18 protein-coding genes and 2 tRNA genes are annotated in these 18559 nt (G+C 44.1%); 14 read left to right on the top strand and 6 right to left on the bottom strand.

Features of this window, described 5'->3' with window-relative positions:
• Positions 1–137: 137 nt before the first annotated feature.
• From DS742_RS20420 to DS742_RS20380, 9 genes are all read left to right on the top strand, one after another.
• A tRNA-Phe gene (locus DS742_RS20420) sits at positions 138–210 on the top strand.
• 42 nt (positions 211–252) lie between these two features.
• Positions 253–323, top strand: a tRNA-Gly gene (locus DS742_RS20415).
• Between the two features lie 444 nt (positions 324–767).
• A complete protein-coding gene (locus DS742_RS20410; protein WP_117418812.1) occupies positions 768–2255 on the top strand; it encodes an aldehyde dehydrogenase family protein in 1488 nt (495 codons plus the stop codon).
• Positions 2256–2749: 494 nt separating this feature from the next.
• Positions 2750–3463, top strand: a complete 714-nt coding sequence (locus DS742_RS20405) for a GntR family transcriptional regulator (protein WP_117418811.1) — start codon at positions 2750–2752, stop codon at positions 3461–3463.
• 142 nt (positions 3464–3605) lie between these two features.
• A complete protein-coding gene (locus DS742_RS20400) occupies positions 3606–4997 on the top strand; it encodes a citrate transporter (RefSeq protein WP_117418810.1) in 1392 nt (463 codons plus the stop codon).
• A gap of 170 nt (positions 4998–5167) precedes the next feature.
• Positions 5168–7306: a hydantoinase/oxoprolinase family protein gene (locus DS742_RS20395; RefSeq protein WP_117418814.1), complete on the top strand. Its 2139-nt coding sequence runs from the start codon at positions 5168–5170 to the stop codon at positions 7304–7306.
• A 5-nt stretch (positions 7307–7311) separates the two neighbouring features.
• On the top strand, positions 7312–7878 hold the full coding sequence (locus DS742_RS20390; protein ID WP_205692779.1) for a hypothetical protein: 567 nt from the start codon (positions 7312–7314) through the stop codon (positions 7876–7878).
• The gene (gene yiaK, locus DS742_RS20385) at positions 7875–8924 is read left to right on the top strand and encodes a 3-dehydro-L-gulonate 2-dehydrogenase (protein ID WP_117418809.1); all 1050 of its coding nucleotides are present in this window, start codon (positions 7875–7877) and stop codon (positions 8922–8924) included. Before DS742_RS20390 ends, yiaK begins: the two co-directional genes overlap by 4 nt.
• A 35-nt stretch (positions 8925–8959) precedes the next feature.
• A complete protein-coding gene (locus tag DS742_RS20380) occupies positions 8960–9412 on the top strand; it encodes a NanQ anomerase/TabA/YiaL family protein (protein WP_117418808.1) in 453 nt (150 codons plus the stop codon).
• 13 nt (positions 9413–9425) lie between these two features.
• Here the strand turns inward: DS742_RS20380 and DS742_RS20375 are convergent, their stop codons facing one another.
• Entirely contained in the window at positions 9426–10073 is a 648-nt protein-coding gene (locus tag DS742_RS20375) for a GntR family transcriptional regulator (protein WP_117418807.1), read from the bottom strand.
• A gap of 143 nt (positions 10074–10216) precedes the next feature.
• Here DS742_RS20375 and DS742_RS20370 point away from each other — a divergent pair, with 143 nt between their 5' ends.
• The 4 genes from DS742_RS20370 (at position 10217) to DS742_RS20355 (ending at position 13951) form a co-directional block, all read left to right on the top strand.
• Positions 10217–10906 (top strand): cyclase family protein, encoded by a 690-nt coding sequence (locus DS742_RS20370; RefSeq protein WP_117418806.1) that lies wholly within the window; start codon positions 10217–10219, stop codon positions 10904–10906.
• 16 nt (positions 10907–10922) lie between these two features.
• Positions 10923–11840: a ketopantoate reductase family protein gene (locus tag DS742_RS20365; protein ID WP_117418805.1), complete on the top strand. Its 918-nt coding sequence runs from the start codon at positions 10923–10925 to the stop codon at positions 11838–11840.
• A 191-nt stretch (positions 11841–12031) separates the two neighbouring features.
• On the top strand, positions 12032–12907 hold the full coding sequence (locus DS742_RS20360; RefSeq protein WP_117418804.1) for a dihydrodipicolinate synthase family protein: 876 nt from the start codon (positions 12032–12034) through the stop codon (positions 12905–12907).
• 21 nt (positions 12908–12928) lie between these two features.
• On the top strand, positions 12929–13951 hold the full coding sequence (locus tag DS742_RS20355; protein ID WP_117418803.1) for a zinc-binding alcohol dehydrogenase family protein: 1023 nt from the start codon (positions 12929–12931) through the stop codon (positions 13949–13951).
• A 39-nt stretch (positions 13952–13990) separates the two neighbouring features.
• On the opposite strand, the gene DS742_RS20350 is transcribed toward DS742_RS20355, so the two are convergent.
• Genes DS742_RS20350 through DS742_RS20335 form a run of 4 tightly spaced genes read right to left on the bottom strand, consistent with a single transcriptional unit; the run spans position 13991 to position 16443 of the window.
• Complete coding sequence (locus tag DS742_RS20350; protein ID WP_117418802.1) at positions 13991–14818, bottom strand: M28 family peptidase; 828 nt, start codon at positions 14816–14818, stop codon at positions 13991–13993.
• A gap of 14 nt (positions 14819–14832) precedes the next feature.
• A complete protein-coding gene (locus tag DS742_RS20345) occupies positions 14833–15348 on the bottom strand; it encodes a NanQ anomerase/TabA/YiaL family protein (protein ID WP_117418801.1) in 516 nt (171 codons plus the stop codon).
• Between the two features lie 46 nt (positions 15349–15394).
• Positions 15395–15661, bottom strand: coding sequence for an SDR family oxidoreductase (locus DS742_RS20340; RefSeq protein WP_242996653.1), 267 nt, complete (start codon positions 15659–15661; stop codon positions 15395–15397).
• Positions 15662–15663: 2 nt separating this feature from the next.
• Complete coding sequence (locus DS742_RS20335; RefSeq protein WP_117418800.1) at positions 15664–16443, bottom strand: GntR family transcriptional regulator; 780 nt, start codon at positions 16441–16443, stop codon at positions 15664–15666.
• Positions 16444–16695: 252 nt separating this feature from the next.
• On the opposite strand from DS742_RS20335, the gene DS742_RS20330 reads away from it, so the two are divergent.
• Positions 16696–17334, top strand: a complete 639-nt coding sequence (locus DS742_RS20330; RefSeq protein ID WP_117418799.1) for a YgdI/YgdR family lipoprotein — start codon at positions 16696–16698, stop codon at positions 17332–17334.
• A gap of 138 nt (positions 17335–17472) precedes the next feature.
• On the opposite strand, the gene DS742_RS20325 is transcribed toward DS742_RS20330, so the two are convergent.
• Positions 17473–18559 (bottom strand): BMP family protein (locus DS742_RS20325; protein WP_205692778.1); only part of this gene is annotated, 1087 nt, incomplete at its 5' end.

The following is an 18559-nucleotide window of genomic DNA, read 5'->3' as shown; positions in this document are numbered from 1 at the left end:
AAATTATAATATTATAATTTTATAATATAGTCAATAAATAAAAAATCATTATTTTATATTTTTTTCGAAATTTTAAAAAACTTGTCTTGACAATTGGGAGAAAATCTTGTAGAATTACTGATGTTGTAGGAGAATAAGCCCAGATAGCTCAGTTGGTAGAGCAGAGGACTGAAAATCCTCGTGTCGCTGGTTCGATTCCGGCTTTGGGCACTGTGCTTCTCGAAGCACATTTGAAATATTTCTGAAATCCTTGCGGGTGTAGTTCAATGGTAGAACACTAGCCTTCCAAGCTAGATACGTGGGTTCGATTCCCATCACCCGCTTTTTATTTAAATCGGGAAACCTTGATTGAGAGGTTTCCCGATTTTTGCGTTTAGATCTAGTTTATTACGGCCTTAGTTAATTAAATATCATAATTAAACTGTTTTCAGTGCATCTCCAAAGTCTATTACTGTTATAATTGTTAAGAACATATCAAAACAGTCTTATAAATCCCTCTTAATTGAATCCCTCTCTGAAAAAGATAGACGAAGCATGCGTTAAATTTAAATTGCTTTCTAAAATAAACAGTTAAATCATAATTAAGTTTTAACATATAAAATAATTGATGTCGTTAAACAATAATCGCTTAAAGATAAATAAGTATCAATAAAATGTGAAAAAAATAATTAAATTGACAGTTATAAAATAAAGCCTATAATGAGTATAAATGACTATGGTCAATAACTAGCCATTAAATTAAATTATTAAAAAGCGAGGAAAATCATATGAAGGACGTTATACTTCAGGATACATATCAGTTATTTATAGGAGGAGAATGGAAGCCTGCTTCTGACGGAAAAACATTTACAGTCACCTGTCCGGCAGACGGCAGAGTTCTTGCACAGTGCGCAGAAGCGACGAAAGAGGATGTGGATGAGGCGGTAAAAGCTGCCTGGAAAGCTTTTGAAACCTGGAAGTATGTTCCGGTTAATCAGAGAGCGGCAATCCTAAATCAGATTGCAGATATTATTGATGCAAACAAGGAACATCTGGCTATGGTTGAAACGCTGGACAATGGAAAGCCGGTCAGGGAGACGTTAAACATAGACATTCCGCTGGCAGCCCAGCATTTCCGTTATTTCGCCGGCTGCATAATGGCAGAGGAAGGAAGTGCCAGTATACTGGGGGACAATATGCTCAGTCTTGTTTTAAAAGAACCCATCGGTGTAGTCGGCCAGATCGTTCCATGGAACTTTCCGTTCTTAATGGCGGCCTGGAAGCTGGCGCCTGTTCTTGCTAGTGGCTGCTGCACGGTATTTAAGACCTCAAGTGCGACGCCTTTAAGCGTATTTGAGCTGGCAAGGCTGATTCAGGACGTAATTCCGGCAGGGGTCTTTAATGTGATTTCAGGAGGAGGTTCAAAATCAGGACAGTATATGCTGGAACACCCTGGTTTCAGAAAACTTGCATTTACAGGATCTACAGAGGTGGGAAGGAACGTAGCTCTGGCTGCGGCCGAAAAGCTGATTCCTGCTACACTGGAGCTGGGCGGAAAGTCAGCCAATATTTTCTTTGATGACTGTGACTGGGAGATGGCCATGGATGGCGTGCAGCTTGGAATTTTATTTAACCAGGGCCAGGTGTGCTGCGCAGGTTCCAGAGTGTTTGTGCAGGAGGGAATCTACGACCGGTTTGTGAAGGAAGCTGTGGAGCGTTTTAACAAGGTTAAGGTTGGGCTTCCATGGGAAGATGATACCCAGATGGGCAGTCAGATTAATAAAGGACATCTGGAAAAAATATTAAGATACGTGGAAATAGGTAAGGAAGAAGGAGCTAAGGTGCTGTGCGGAGGAGAAGCGTTTACCGGAGACGGTCTTGAGAACGGTGCGTTTCTCCGCCCCACTCTTCTTGGGGATGTGACCAATGATATGAGAGTGGCAAGGGAAGAGATCTTCGGACCGGTTGCCTGTATTATCAAGTTTAAGACAGAGGATGAAGTGATTGCCATGGCCAATGACAGTGAATTTGGACTGGGAGGAGCTGTATGGACCAGAGATATTAACCGGGCAATACGTGTTGCAAGAGCTGTTGAAACAGGCCGTATGTGGGTGAATACCTACAATGCAATACCGGAAGGAGCACCTTTTGGAGGATATAAGACTTCCGGAGTCGGACGTGAGACACATAAGGTGATGCTGGAGCATTATACACAGACTAAGAATATTATGATTAATTTAAGTGAAGTGCCTTCTGGTTTTTATCCTGTAAAATAAAAATTAACATGGGAATTTCCCGATCCACACTATATTGCAAAATCAAAGAGTACGGCGCAGAGTAGAAGATCTTACGGCTGCGCCGTTTTTAAATAATTGCATACCCTCTAATGGAATAGATGTATAGGTTAAGGTTAACCTGGAATGAGATATGATAAACAAACNNGTTTGTTTATCATATCTCATTTGTTATATAAAAAGCAAGAATAAACAACTTGTATGCAATCATAAAAGGGGTAAAAACAGGGGGTAAGGGAAAATATCTTGTGCAAAAACACGTCAATAATGGGGTAGGATTATTAGTATATGTGTGAAATATGAAAAATATAGTTGATTTTCAAGGATTAATGTGATATATTTTACAAAAAGGATGATCGCTGTAAAGAGATAAAGTGCTAACTGATATGCATTTACCGGGATACTGATATGCAATCTTATCAGAATGAAATACTTGTATGCATTTTACATTCTTTGATACAAAGGAGATTATAAAAATGGCAGAAATGGAAGAAGAAAAAGGTAATCAGAGAAATGACATATATAATCAGCTGCGGATGCAGATATTGAATCTGACCATTAAACCGGGAGAGCGGTTGAGTGAAAACTTATTATCCAGTCAGATGAATGCCAGCCGGACCATGGTAAGAGATGCACTCTCCCGCCTGGTTGAAGAAGGATACATTGTAGTCTATCCCCAGCGTGGCACAGAGGTGACATTGCTTGATTTAGAGCGGATCAGACAGGTTGTTTTTTCCCATACTGTATTGGAACAGGCCATGATAGAAGAGATTTGCCGCAAGGGATTGACTGAGAAACAATTTGAACAGCTGGAAGAAGTTTTAAATCGACAAAAGTTGGAGATTAATAATGAAAATCCCCTGGAATTTCTGGTGATAGAGCAGCAGGTACATTATCTTCTTTCTGCATTCTGCGGAAGGGAGTATACCTGGGAGGTATTCAGAACCATAGACTCAGACCTGCTGCGCTTGAACTATCTTCAATTTACCACGTTCAACTACCGGATTGATATGTCTTCCCTTACCAGCTGGGAACATGTTTTAGTAGAGGGACGTCTGCTCCTTGATAATTTAAGAAGAAAGGATGCGGAAGCAGCCAGCCTGATCTGTGCCAATCATTTTAATACCATTTTATGGAATGCAGGTACACTTCGGGATATTTATCCACAGTTCTTTTCCGGACAGGCATAAGAAGCCGGACCGGTTAGAAATAGAAATACCATATATGAGGAAAGGAGCGGGGAATCCAGGTTTTGAGAAAAGGCTGCTATTTTGCAGACCGGTTAACTATTATCAGCAGTATGGGGAATAAAAAGTTATAGGAGGTATTATTGTGGAGTACATTATTGGTATTATATTATTAATTTCTTTCTTTGGTCTGGCGTATTACTGCATCAAAGGCCATAACCTGATGATCGGCTTCTTGCTGATTACTCTTCTTTGGACCATTCTTCCGCTTGGAGGAACACTGTTTGTAAGCGAGTCATTTCTTGCTTCCAATCCGATTCTGCAGTTTGGTAAAGACAATACTCTGATTGCTGCCTTAAATAAGATTTATCAGTCGGCACCAGAAGGCTGGGGAACAACTCTGGTTAACGTATGCTGGGGTGCATGGTTTGGCCGTGTACTTATGGATACCGGAATTGCATCTACCCTGATCCGCAAGACTGTTGAGTTAGGCGGAGACAAGCCATTTGTAACAGTGGCACTTTTAAATGTGGTAACTGCCCTGATTTTTACTGCCATGACAGGAGCAGGTCCGGTAATTGCAATTGGTGTTATTGTACTTCCGATTCTTATGTCTCTGGGTATTCCCAAATCTGTAGCTCTGTTTACATTTATGGGATCAGTTGCAGCAGGTATTTATATTAACCCGGTTAACTTTACACAGTATCGTGCATTTTTCTTAAAACCAGATGAAATGCCTGAGTTTACTCTTGGCTGGTACGCTGTTCACTGGGGCTATGCTGCTCTTATTATCATGCTGGTTATTACTACTCTTCTGGCTGCTTTCTATTTAAAACGTGCCAAGACAGTTCACGCATGGGCTGCTCAGACAAGAGGAGCTGCTTCCGAGCAGAAGAATGCACCGTTTTATACCTTAATCCTTCCTGTAGTTCCGGTTATTTTAAAGATCTGGCTGGACTTCTCCGTAATCGGCGGTTTTGTAATTGCAGGATTCCTGGCACTTTTCCTTTGCGGAAGAATGAAAGGAAGTTTCAAAGAGAACTGTCAGCTGGTTAATAAGCTGTATTATGACGGCGTGGTTGATACCGCTCCGCTGGTAGGATTCCTTCTTACCCTTCCTATGTTTAACTCAGTTGCAGCCCTTGCTTCTCCTTACTTTAAAGTAATTCTTGGAAATGTAATGCCAAGAAGCGAGATCGTTGTGTGTATCGTATTTGCAGTGCTCCTTTTCATGGGCCTGTTCCGCGGACCCATGACCCTGGTTGGTTGTGGTGCAGCAACACTTGGTGTGCTTTCCAACGTTGCATCTTTCTCCATTCCATTCCTCTATGCGGTATTTGCAATTCCAACCATTACCGTCAATATCGGAAGCTGTATCACTCAGTCATGGGTTGCATGGGGGCTTGCTTATTCGAAAGTTGAATCACGAGAATTCTTAAAGCTTTCCATTCCCAATGCATATTTTGCCGGAGTGCTGCAGTATGTGGCAACATTCATCATGTTAGGCGGACTGGGTGCTGCATGGTTCCTGTCTTAATATCAGTCTCGGACAAGGAGACGAAATCTCAAAATCCAAAATGATTACCCCTGTCCGGGCGCGCTCCCTGCGCACCCGGACGCTTTTCAACAAACTGTAATTGAGGAGCAGTAACATGGAATCCGTGTTAATAAAATTTGATTTATTTATCTGGAAAGGAATGGAATACAATGGCAGAGCGTAAACACAGAGCAGTCCGAATGGGCATCGACGTAGGCGGAACATATACCAAATGCGTAGCCATGGACAATGATACCCATGAAATTATTGGGAAAAATGAAGTGAAGACCACACATGATGACAAAGATGGCGTTGCTGCCGGTGTTGTACAGAGCTTTCGCAACTGTATGCAGGAAAATGGCATTTTACCTGAAGATGTGGTATTCGTAGCCCACTCAACTACTCAGGCAACCAATGCTTTTATCGAGGGAGATGTAGCTTCCGTAGGCGTGGTAGGTGTTGCAGGAGGCGGTCTGGAAGGGCTGCTTGCAAAACGTCAGCTGGCACTAAAGGATATTGTGCTGGATGAAAAAGTGGGGCGTATGATTAAGGTTTATAATACATTCATTAAGAAAAAAATGCTGACCGAGGATGTCATAAATCAGAATATCAGCCAGCTTTTGGATCAGGGAGCAAAGGTAATTGTGGCTTCCATGGCGTTTGGCGTAGACAGCATGGATGAGGAACTTCGCATTCACGACTGTGCAAAGAAGAAAAATGTGCCGGTAACAATGGCTTCCGATATTACAAAACTGTATGGACTTACCCGCCGTACCCGTACGGCTGCGATCAATGCATCCATACTTCCCAAGATGATGTCTACTGCAAATGCTACAGAAAGTTCCGTTAATGCGGCTGGGGTTAAGGTTCCGCTTATGATCATGAGAGGTGACGGAGGCGTTATGGAGATTAATGAGATGCGTAAACGTCCCATTCTTACCGCACTTTCCGGACCTGCTGCTTCGGTTATGGGATCTTTGATGTATCTTCGTGCTTCCAATGCCATCTATTTTGAGGTAGGAGGAACCACAACCAATATCGGTGTTATTAAAAACGGCCGGCCAGGCGTGGATTATGCAAAGATCGGCGGCCATGATACGTACATTAACTCCCTCGACGTAAGAATCTTAGGCTGTGCAGGCGGTTCCATGGTCCGTATCAGCGACAAGGCTGTCGTCGATGTAGGCCCCCGTTCTGCCCATATTGCTGGCTGTGAGTATGCATGCTTCCTGCCGGAAGAGGAAATTGAGGATCCCCAGATCGAGCTGGTAAGTCCGAAACAGGGAGATCCGGCTGATTATGTAACTCTGCGTTTGAAAAACGGAAAGAAAATCTGTTTTACAAACACCGATGCAGCCAATGTTCTTGGACTGATTGATGAGAAGTACTTTGCACACGGTAATGCAGCATCTGCCCGCAAGGCAATGAAGCCGGTTGCAGACAAGCTTGGTATTACAGTGGAAGAACTTGCAACCCAGATACTTGATAAAGATTATGAAAAGGTCAGCGCATGTATCAACGCTCTGGCAGATAAATATAAGCTGGATCATGACAGTATGAGGCTGGTTGGCTGCGGAGGCGGAGCTGCTGCCTTAGTACCTTACTGCGCAGGGAAGATGGGACTTCAATACAGTATCCCGGAGAATGCGGAAGTAATCTCCTCCATTGGAGTAGCTTTGTCCATGGTTCGTGATGTTGTGGAACGTGTGATTCCTAATCCAAGCCAGGAAGACATCAGGGATCTGAAGAAAGAAGCAGCAGATCTTGCGGTCAGTTCCGGTGCTTCTCCGGATACGGTGGAAATCCACATCGAAATTGACAATCAGACTGGTAAGGTTACCGCCATTGCTACCGGGTCCACAGAGGTAAAAACCACTGATCTCTTAAAAGAATGCGATGAATCAGAAGCACGCAAGCTGGCAGAAGAAGATTTCGGGCCAAAAGTCTCTGACATCAGACTGGCGGATAAAACTGATAAATTCTTTGTATACCAGGGCAGCAGAGAAGGAAGATCACCGCTTAGAATCGTGGATAAGAAAGGTTTTATCAAGGTACAGTGTTCCGATGGTGTGGTAGAGAAATGCCATATTAAGAATTATGAGGAAACCGTTGAAAAAATCTGGAATGAAAATGCAGTCTTTAAAACAGATACCGTACTGCGCCCTGACTTTTATGTCTGCGTAGGACCAAGAGTCAGTGATTACAGCGCTGTGGATCTGGAACAGGTCATGCTGTTAATGAGTCTGGATCTGGGTGACCGGGAACCGGAAGAAGAAGTCCTGATTATTGCATCCGTTAGAGAAAGTTAAAAAATATGACAAAAGAAGAATTTCGGGAAGCCTTAAAACCCATTGGGGCGGGGCTTTTAGGCAGACCAAGCCAGCAAAGATATGAACGCCCCCATTTCCCAATCCGCACCATTGGGGACATGCTTTTAGACCTGGCAGAAATTGAACCATGGGAATGGTATGGCTATGCTTTTTCCAGAGAGCCCCTGAATGGAAAATTTAATGATGACCAGCGCAGGGAATGGATGGAAAAGAGTCTAGCATGCGGAAAAGAATATGCCGGTATCGTATGCAGAGAATATAAAACCCGGGATCCCAAGGAACTTGCAAAAGCCATGGGAATGAACGTTTCTTATCCGGAATTTCCGGAAAAGACGGACCGTGTGCTGTTTGCAGAATTCCGGGTGCCGGATAAGATCTGCATTTATATGGATGCAGTAAACAAGGCGGCCAGACTGTTTTTGAACCCAGAGGTAACCCGGGTCCTGACAGAAGGGCTGGATGTAAGCAGACTTTTATTGGCTCACGAACTCTTTCATTTTGTAGAAGAACGATATAAGCATGAAATTTTCACAAAGACGGAGAAGATATGAGTATAAAAGTTCCTTATGAAACAGTGAAAGAAACCGTAGAGAAAGCGCTTTTGCAGGCGGGGCTATCCAAAGAAAAGGCAGAGGTTTGTGCCAGAATCCATGCCCAGTCCAGCGCGGACGGTGTGGAAAGCCATGGATTAAACCGGGTTCCCCGTTTTGTGGAGTATGTATTAGGCGGCCTGGTAGATCCGGAAGGTGAGCCGGAATTAATAGGTGGTAAGGGCGCAGTGGAAAATTATGACGGACATCTGGGAATCGGCATCACCAATGCTCTTTTCTGTGCAGACCGCGCCATGGAGCTTGCCAAAGAACACGGAATCGGCTGTGTTGCATTAAAAAACACCACTCACTGGATGCGTGGCGGCACTTATGCATGGAGAATGGCAGAAGCAGGATTTATGGGAATGAGCTGGATTAATACGGAAAGCTGTATGCCGCTTTGGGGAAGCGATGAACCGGGCGTAGGAAACAATCCTTTCTGTATTGCTGTTCCAAGAGAAAACGGCCCCATCGTGCTTGATATGGCAATGAGCCAGTATGCTTACGGAAAACTTGGAGTTTACCGTCTGGCAGGCAAAAAGCTTCCGTTCCCGGGCGGATTTGATAAAGAAGGCAATTTAACCGATGATCCGGGAGCAATTGAGGAGAGCAGACGAATTCTTCCTACCGGTTACTGGAAGGGAAGTTCAATGGCCATCGCTCTGGATCTGGCGGCTGCTCTTATGGCCAACGGAAAAAGCGGTCTGAATCTGGATGAAGAAGGAAGAGGAAGCTGTACGGGCTGCTGCCAGATCTTCATTGCCTATGATCCTTATCTGTTCGGCACCAGGGAAGAAATTCAGGAAATGTTGAACAAGAGAGTAGCAGCTGCAGATGCCAGCCATCCGGAAAAAGAGGGAGGCAAAGTTACCTGTCCTGGCGAGCGTACTATAGAAACAAGAAAGCAAAGTATGGAAAACGGAGTCAATGTAGATGAAAAGATCTGGGAGCAGATCGTTGCCATCTCTGAGGGAAATTTGGAAACAACGGATATTGCAAGCAAATAAAACACAGCCCTATTAAGCGGAAAGAGGAAAAGATTATGCTGTTTTCTAATATCACAGTTGCAGAGAAATATAATTATCTGGAAGAAAAATTTACAAAAGCCTATGAATGGCTGAGATCAACTGACATTACATCTCTTCAGCCGGGAAGCTATAAAATCGCTGGCGACCAGGTTGTGGCAAATGTTCAGGAGTACACTACAATTTCTCCAGATGAGGCTTCATTTGAAACTCATGAAAAGTTCTTCGATATCCAGTACGTAGTTTCCGGCAGGGAGCAGTTTGGTGTCTGCAAACGGGATGGACTCACTGTTAAGGAACGCCGGGAGGAGAACGACTTAATCTTTTATGAAGAGCCGGGACTGAGCGGCAGCATACTTCTGGAAGAGGGAGATTTGATAATCGTTGCACCTGAGGATGCTCATAAACCCCGCTGCGTGGCAGGAGTACCCTGCCAGGTCAAAAAAGTGGTAGTAAAAGTGGCTCTGTAGCAGCTGGTTTTTGTTAAATTAAATTCATGCCAAGAGGCATCATTAAATGAGCAATCAGAACCTGATAAGCCTCATCGGTATTCCCGTTCTTTAATTGCTGATAAATATTTTCGTGTTCCTCTAACGTGGCCTGTGTCCGTCCTGTAACAGTAAGGGCATTGGCTGTCGTCAGGTGGATCATATAAAGGAGGCGCTGGAATAAGTGGTCAAATTCACTGTTCCTGGCGAAATGGACCAGAATCATATGAAACTGATGGTCCTCCTCCGTAAATGAGGCTGGAAAGCTGTCTGAAGTCAGTGCGGCCTTCTGCCTCTCAAGAGACGCTTCCATATCCTTAAGAAGAGCTGTAAACCGTTCGTCTCCTCTTAAAGAAGCAGCCAGATGAACGCAGAAACCTTCAATGGCACAGCGGACTTCAATGGATTCACGCATGGTTTCCTTATCCAGACGGCGAATCTTAAATCCCCGGCTTGGAATTATTGTGATGTAACCATCCTGGGAAAGGCACTGGAGAGCTTCCCGAAGGGGAGTCCGTGAAATTCCAAGTTCTTTTGCAAGTCTGGTCTCTGAATATAAAAGATCGGAGTCCAGTGATTTGGATAAAATCTGTTCTTTGATGGTATTATAAGCCTGTGACTGCAGGGAACCGCTATCGTACATGAAAAACTCCTTTCATGGTTTTAGCCTATCATACCCTAGAAATTTTCACAAGTCAACAAAAAACGATTGACCGGTATACCGGTATACAGGTATAATAGCAGCAGTAAGAAAAATAATATTTTATCTCGCAGGAGGAAATTCAAATGAGCGTATCACAATTAGGCAATGGTTTAAGAGTAATCGATTTAACAAAGCAGCTGGATCCGGCTACTGAATCAAGACGGTGCCATTTATTCCGTTTTAACACAGGCGGCCCAATTCCGGATTTCCATACCATCATGGATTTAACCAGCCATTTAGGAACCCATGTAGAATGTCCGTATCATCACAATGACAACTGGACTGATGTTCAGGGTCTTCCCATTAGTACATTTATGGGGCGCGCCATTTATGTAAACATTACACATATGGAGCCCAACGGAAAAATTAAGGCAGAAGATTTGGAAAAAGCCTGCGGTGACCGGATTAAAGAAGGCGATATCGTAATTCTGGATTCCCAGTATAAGCTGCCTCCATTTACTCCAGCTTCCAATACTGAGGAAGATAAGAGACTTTTTATCTGCCGTGAAACAGCAGAATGGCTGAAAGAAAAGAAAGTAAAATGTGTGGGATTCGGCGACGGTGTTTCCATCGAAAGCAACAACACCGATGTTTCTGCATTCCATGATGTTCTGATGGAAGTTGATGTGGTATTCCTAGAAGTGCTTAAGAATCTGGAGGAACTGACAACGGACACCTTCTTCATGTCCTATACACCAATTCCGATCAAAGGCCTTGATTCCTGCCCGATCCGTGCGTATGCCATTGAGGGAATCGCAGAGTTTTCCAGATAACGGAAGGTGAATGGATATGAAAATTGCAGTAATCGGGGCTGGAGCCATGGGGTCCATTTATGGCGGCCACTTGTCCCAAAAACATGAGGTTTATCTGGTGGATACTTCTCCTGCCATTGTAGAACATATCCGGAAGGAAGGAATCAGACTACAGGAGAATGGGGAAGAAAACGTATATTATCCCAATGCAGTAACTTCTGCAGAGGGTCTTCCGGTCATGGATCTGGTACTTCTTTTTGTGAAATCTCTGTATTCCAGGGATGCGCTTGTTTCAGGTAAGAACCTGATCGGAGAAGATACTTATTTAATGACTTTGCAAAACGGTTCCGGTCATGAAGATATTCTGGGAGAATTTGCCCCTGAGGATCACATTATCATTGGAACAACAGAAGATAACGGAGCAGTTTTAGGTCCCGGAGTGATCAGGAGAGGCGGAACAGGAAATACCAATGTGGGAATGCTTACAAAGGATAAACATGAGTTTCTCCCAAGACTTAAGGATGAGTTTGAATTCTGCGGCTTTTCCGTGAAGATTCATTCCAATATACAGCAGCTGATCTGGAACAAGCTCTTTACCAATGTTTCCTTAAGTGCAGTAACGGGAATTCTTCAGGTAGATATGGGATACATTGCCGCCAATGAACATGCCTGGAATATGACAGCCGCACTGATCCGTGAAGCGGTGGCAGTGGCACATGGTCTGGGACTGGAAGCAAATACAGATGAAATTATGGAAAAAGTAAAAAAGACGTCAGAGATGTCACCGGGCGGCTGTACCTCAATTCGTGCAGACATACAGAATGGACGGAAAACAGAGGTGGATATGATAAGCGGTTCGGTTGTAAGAGCAGCTAAAAAATGCAAAATACCCGTTCCAACCCATGAGTTTGTAGTGGAAATGGTACATGCTCTGGAAGGGAAAGAACGGAAATAAACTGCGAAGGAAGGGAGGGTGTCCCAAAGAGTCAGTGTGAATGAATACAGCTATATCTGGTATTGGAATGATTCCGGTACAGGAGTGACTGTATCCTGCTATCTGCCTTAGGGACACCCGTTTTTTATATGATTCCGGCAGCAGACCGGGATAATATGGGGTTCAGTTAAATGTCAGGGGGACAAACTATCATGAAAAAATTAATTGTAGCTTCAATATCGCCATTTGACAGACAGGGAAAAATCAACGAAACTTCAGCCAGACAGCTATGGGAAAGAAATCTTTCTGAAGGAGCAGATGGATTCTTTATCGGAGGAAGTTCCGGAGAGTGTTTTCTGCTTACAAGAGAAGAACGGATCCGTTCATTTGAACTGGCATCGGAGCTGAATGAGCGTTGTGAACTATATGCACATGTGGGTGCGATCAGCACAGATGAAGCCATTTTTTTCGCAAAAAAAGCAAAGGAACTGGGAATCCGGGGAATTGCAGCGACACCGCCTTTATATTTTGGATTTTCTGAGAAGGAAATCGCAGAGTACTATTATGATATTGCTGAGGCAGTGGGGGAGCCGGTCCTTTATTATAACATTCCATCCAGTACTCACAGAGAGCTGGATCTAAATAATCCGGAGACCAGAGATTTATTTAAATCTGGAGCAGTGGGAGCAATCAAACACACCAATTTAAACCTTCTGCAAATGGAACGGATTAAAAATATAAATTCCGATATCATCTGCTACGGAGGCTTTGAAAGCTCCATGGTTGCGTTTCTTGCGTTTGGCTGCGATGGTTTCATTGGAAGCAGCTTTAATTTCATGCTGCCCCAGTTTAGACGGATCATGGAATTGTACCTGGAAGGAAAAGAGGAGGAAGCCAGAGTTCTGCAGACCAAATCCAATAACATTCTGGATGTGCTTTTGAAAAACGGCCTCTGCGCAAACTTAAAGTACATTGTTTCCAGTCAGGGAATTCCAGCCGGCGAAGTAAGAAAACCTATGCTGCCTTTAACGGAAAGCCAGAAAGAAGAAATGGATGAGATTCTTTCCAAATATCTGGAGGTACGGTGAGACATAAAGGAGATAAATCATATGAAAGCGGTACAGATTGTAAAGCCGGGAGAATTAAAGGTAATTGATATAGAAAAACCCGGTCTTGATGAAGAAAACAATGTGATTGTGAAAATGACTGCTGCAGGAATCTGCGGTTCAGATGTGGGAATTTATCACGGAACCAATGCAGCGGCAACTTATCCCAGAATTATCGGGCACGAGATGGTAGGTGTAGTGGCAGAAACCGGTTCCTCTGTAAAAAAACTAAAAGTGGGTGACCGTGTAATCGTCAACCAGGTTACCAGCTGCGGACACTGTTATCCATGCCGCAAGGGAAGAGGAAATGTCTGTGATCATTTAAAAGTAAGGGGAGTTCATATTGACGGAGGCTATCGGGAGTATATCGCAGTGCCGGAAACGGACTGTTATCATCTTCCTGATTCCATATCTGATCAGGATGCGGTTATGATAGAACCAACCACCATTGCCATCCAGTCCTGCACCAGAGCAGAACTGGAAAAGGACGATATGCTTCTCATTTATGGTTCCGGTGCTCTTGGAAGCTCCATTTTAAAAATTGCCAGACAAATCTGTGACCACATCATTGTAGCAGATATTCAGGATGACAAGCTTGAAACTGCGAAATCCAATGGTGCAAAGCATACGATTAACGTTCTCAAGGAAGATCTTGTGGAAAAAGTGAAGGAATATACCCATATGCATGGAGCAACGGTATCCATAGATGCTGTCTGCAGCAAGGATTCACTGATCCGCCTTTTAAATGCCACCGGTAATGCCGGAAAGGTTATTACCATGGGATTTTCAACAGCATCCACAGAGATCAATCAGTTTGCAATAACGGCCAAGGAGCTTGATGTGAGAGGCTCCAGACTTCAGAATAAAATGTTTGGAAAAGCTATTGACATGATTCATGAGGGAAAACTGGATTTAACCGGTTCTGTTTCCCACACATTCCCGCTGACTAAGGCTCAGGAGGCCTTTGATTTTGTGGATAGCCATGATCCGTCTATCCGCAAGATTATTCTTACATTTGATTTTTAAAACCCCACTCTCTCTAAAAGAAGAGGTTCCTTCTGTGTATTAAAACGGAAGGAACCTCTTCTTTTTATCATAAGGCCGGTGGAGTGCGTCAGTTAAATAGTCATATATCCGGTTCATGGCTGCTAAATCTACCCATTCCGGTGTATCCCGGTATCCGCCGTGCATGGTAGAGGATATCTCCATTTGATCCAGAATCATATGAAATTCCGGCGGCTTGCCTAAAAGACCGCTGCCCAGCTTGGAAAGCGCATTGAGATACTGGATATCCCATCTGGGCACGCTGGCAATACTGATCGCGGGAGTCCGTCCGCCAGAAAAGGAGGCTTCGTCACTTCCTGGAAGATATTTAACAAGAACTCCGTTATGTGCTGCCAGAACCTCTTTTCTGCAAAATGCTTCTACTCCCGGTTTCCGTTCAAATCCCCGGCTGTAAACTGCAATGGTGTCACCATAACCGCATACATCAAGATTGATAACTCCTGTAATCTCCTGTTGATTCATGGAAGCAGCGTAGAGTCTGCTGCCGGTATTGCCTGCTTCCTCTCCGTCAAAGAAAGCAAAACGTGCAGGAAAATTCTCTTCCTTCAGCTTTCCGGCGAGTGACATGAGAATACACAAGGATGCTGCGTTGTCATTGGCTCCGAAGCTGCCTGGTACTGCATCATAATGGGCACAGAAAAGCGGACCAGGCTGGTTGTTCCATGGGATCAGAAGGTAGTTATAAATTCCTCTTGGAGCCTTTTGGGAAGGCGGCTCTTCCTGGATATCAAAATCCAGATGCTCCTTTACAAGCACCTCCCTCACAGCATTACGCCGCTGTTCGGGATCTTTTAAGGAAAGCTTTGCCAGATAATGGTTTAACTCCATATTTCATTCCCCTCCTAACGGGTACTGTCCTGCAGGCAGCTTTCTAACGGTACTTTTATTACGATCTTTCTTATGGGAGCCTCTGTATTGCCTGCTTTAATTGCAGGGATATGCACATCCCATGGAAAATAAATGGCGAAGGTTCCGGGAATCATATGAATCCGGCCTTCCGCTGCTGCAGGATCATTTTTGTAAAAGAGGATGTCTCTTGGAGTATCCAGAAGATTTTCCTCAACCTGTCCGTTTCCGTCGTCTGTGTAGAAGCCGGCTTCTTCCGGGCCGCCGCAGGCAAGAAACTGTACATCAATGTTCTTTCTGTGAATCTCAGGACGCAGTCCGCTTCGGTCTCCGGTCTTTAAATCCAGTACCTGAAGAATTACAGGTACACCATTAAGGTCGATGGAAAATACGCCTGGTTCGTGGGCTGCCATGTCATGCTCGGTTAAATAACGGATTGCACAGCCAAGAGGGGCGGGGAGAATGGCAAGCTGCTCGTTCAGCATGGGATTATAAATATTTCCAAAAATCATAATTTATTCCTCCGTTAATTTACAAATCAGGTATCGTCTTTCATTCTTACTGCATGGCAGTTAATCCGCCGTCTACACCAAGGATCTGTCCGGTCACAAATGAGGAGGCATCACTGCATAAAAACAGTGCAGCTGCCGCAATATCTTCTTCCTGCCCGATTCGCCCCAAAGGAATCCGCTTCGTCAGGGTCTGGTAAAACTGGGGGTCATCCAGCTGAAAGGCATTCATAGGCGTCCGGACAAAGGTTGGGGCAATGGCGTTGCAGGTAATGCCATATTTTCCCCATTCACATGCTAATTGTCTGGTATACATATTCACGGCTCCTTTGCTTGTGCAGTAAGCCTGATCCCTTTCTGGCTATGAAAGTCCGCAGTCTGGCAGTCTGACCGGCTTTCAAGAAAATAGTCCGGATAACACTCCTGTAATGGCGGAACCAGAAGCTGGATCCGGGATAGATGATGGCGGTAAACCGTGCATGCCCGGTCGGTGTTTCTGGCAGCCAGCGCGTCGGTTAGAGCTGTAAGGTCTTTTATAAAATCTTCTGTAACAGAAGAATCAGATGCAGCCAGATATAAAAGCCGCTGAAGATCCATTCCGGCTTTCTGGACAGCTTCCCATATATGGTTCATCTTTCCCCCAAGTTCATAAAGAAGATGGTAATAATCGGTGATTAACCGGACGGAATGGGATAAATCTCCCTGGGATAAATAGTCTTCAAGCTCCTGCAGATGGTGATAAAGAACATCAAACTGAGAACCCTTTACATTTCGGATAAAGATATTCTGGATCATGGATGTTCCCAGCTGTTTATGAATCCATAAGGTTTGTTCGATCCGGCGGGTATCTATCTTAGAAACAAACGCACCTTTCTGGGGAATTATATCAATCAGATTTTTCCGGGATAGCTTGTACAGGGTATCATGGACAGGAGTCCGGCTGATGTTCAGAGCATCAGCCAGCTCCACCTCATTCATCTTTTTTCCCGGAGGGAGATGCAGGTTTAGAATAAAATGACGTATGATCCGGTATGCATACTGCCTGGCATCTTCGGAGTGCCTTCTGGGCGGTAATTTCTGAAACGGTATGAGTGACATGTAAAACTCCGTTCTGCCGCACTAAAAACGGCATATTTCTTCCTATATTATATCATGAGTTTCCTTGTTTGGTAAACCCTTATGAAAAAATCATAAACGACGGAATGAGATATAAAAACGTTACAAAATATTAATTAATAATTAAAAAAATAAAAGGTTGTTACCATTTGGGTTTTATGCTATAATTTTACTGCTTTCGATTTTACATATAAAAGCAGGGGGATAGCCAATACCAATTAACGAGGAGAAATTATGAAAAAGAGAATTTATTCTATTTTAATGGCCTGTTTATTGATTGCAGCACTTGCAGGCTGCAGCAAAAAGGCAGAAACCGCGGCAACAGAAACAACTGTAGCAGAATCACAGGCAAAAGACACAACTGCAGCAGAATCACAGGGAACAACAGAAGAAAGCAAAGCAGATGAAGTGAGTACAGAAGCTGGCGCTGCAGAAGGATTCACAACCTTTGAAGATCCCAACGGAGTGTTTACAGCCAGCTATCCGGGAACACCAAAAGAGATGAAGCAGTCAGTTCCTTCCGGAAATACTACAATTGACATGTATTCCTATATGCTTGAGCAGGAAGATGCCCTTTATAACGTGATGTACAGTGCTATACCAGAGGGCAGTGCAGCAGATCCCGCAGCTATGCTGGAGGGTGCCGTTTCCAATATTCCCTATACAATTGATGAAAGCAGTGATATTACCCTTGGAGAATATAATGGAAAAGAATTAAAATACAGTGCTCCTTTAGGATCTGATAACATCACCTTCTATCATAGAGTATACATTGCAGGAGATTATATTTACCAGCTCCAGGCAGTTTCTGCAACAGGAGAAAGAACACCGGAAATCGATACCTTCTTTAATTCCTTTGCACTGAAAAAATAAGATTCTTATTAAACAGCTATAATCAGGATTCCCCAATTCTGTTATTTATGTATCGTTAGAAAGATTCCGGTCGAAAAAGGCAGGAAAAAGCCCCGTGAAACAAGTATGACTCATACTCGTTTACACGGGGCTTATTAATTACTGAATAAAAGTTCCTGCCTGAATCTGATCCACAATTTCTTTGTACTGTGTCTGAATATCCTCTGGTACTGCATTTGAGAATGTTCCAATGCTTAAGCAGCCATTTCCTAAATCGCCGTAGATGGTCTGTCCGCCGAACTTATCTGCTTCCACATCCTTCATACATGCCTTTAACAGAGCTGCGTTGTCGGTTACCACAGAGCAGATAATAATCTTGTCGTCAGCAGAACCTAAATCTCCAGGCTGACCGATATCGTATCTGCCTTCTGAGCCAGCCAGAGCTTCCCGTGCTCCGGTATCGACTGCGGAGGCATCACCAAACATTACATCGACGTCATAGGTGGAGACCATGGAGGAAGCAATCTCCTTGCCCTTGGCGGTATCGCTGAAAGAGCCTGCATAGGCAGAAGAAACCTTAATATCAGGATTTACCTTTTTTGCTGCTTTTTCATAACATTCCAGCTTTGCCTTTGTGGTATCTAACTCCATACCGCCGATAAATCCGATGTTGTTTGTCTTACTCATAAGGCCGGCTAGAGCACCTGCCATGTAACCGATCTGCTTCGCATCAGGAAGAATGGAGGTGATGTTTTCTGTCTCAACGGTTCCGTTTAACAGTGCAAAATTGATTTCCGGATATTCTTCTGCTACCTGCTTTACTGCATCGGTATACTGATTGCCGGGAGCAAAGATCAGGTTATAGCCAAGTTCTGCATAATCTGTCATAACGGTGGCAAAATCAGCAGTCGCTACGTTGTCGGTGTACACAGTTTCCCAGCCGCTGTCCTTTGCTGCATTTACCATAGCCTGATAGCAGCTTGCGCCCCAGCCTCCGTCAGATACAGAAGAGTCAAGGACCATGGCCACCTTATAGCCTGACGCTTTTGACGTTTCGGCAGCTTTCGTTTCCCCGGCTTTTGTGGTTTCCGTTTTTGCAGTTTCAGACGCGGAAGTTTCTGCTGCAGAGGTTTCTGTTTTTGTTGGTGCAGCCGTGCTGCCGCATGCAGCCAGGCTCATGGCAGTAAGGACTGCAGCCATGATGAGAGAAGCTGTTTTCATAGTCTTTTTCATAATAATCTCCATT

The organism is Lacrimispora amygdalina (assembly GCF_003432035.1).
Classification (GTDB): Bacteria; Bacillota; Clostridia; order Lachnospirales; family Lachnospiraceae; genus Lacrimispora; species Lacrimispora amygdalina.
The sequence above is the reverse complement of the archived record's forward strand: the minus strand, read 5'-3'. Positions and strand labels throughout refer to the sequence as shown.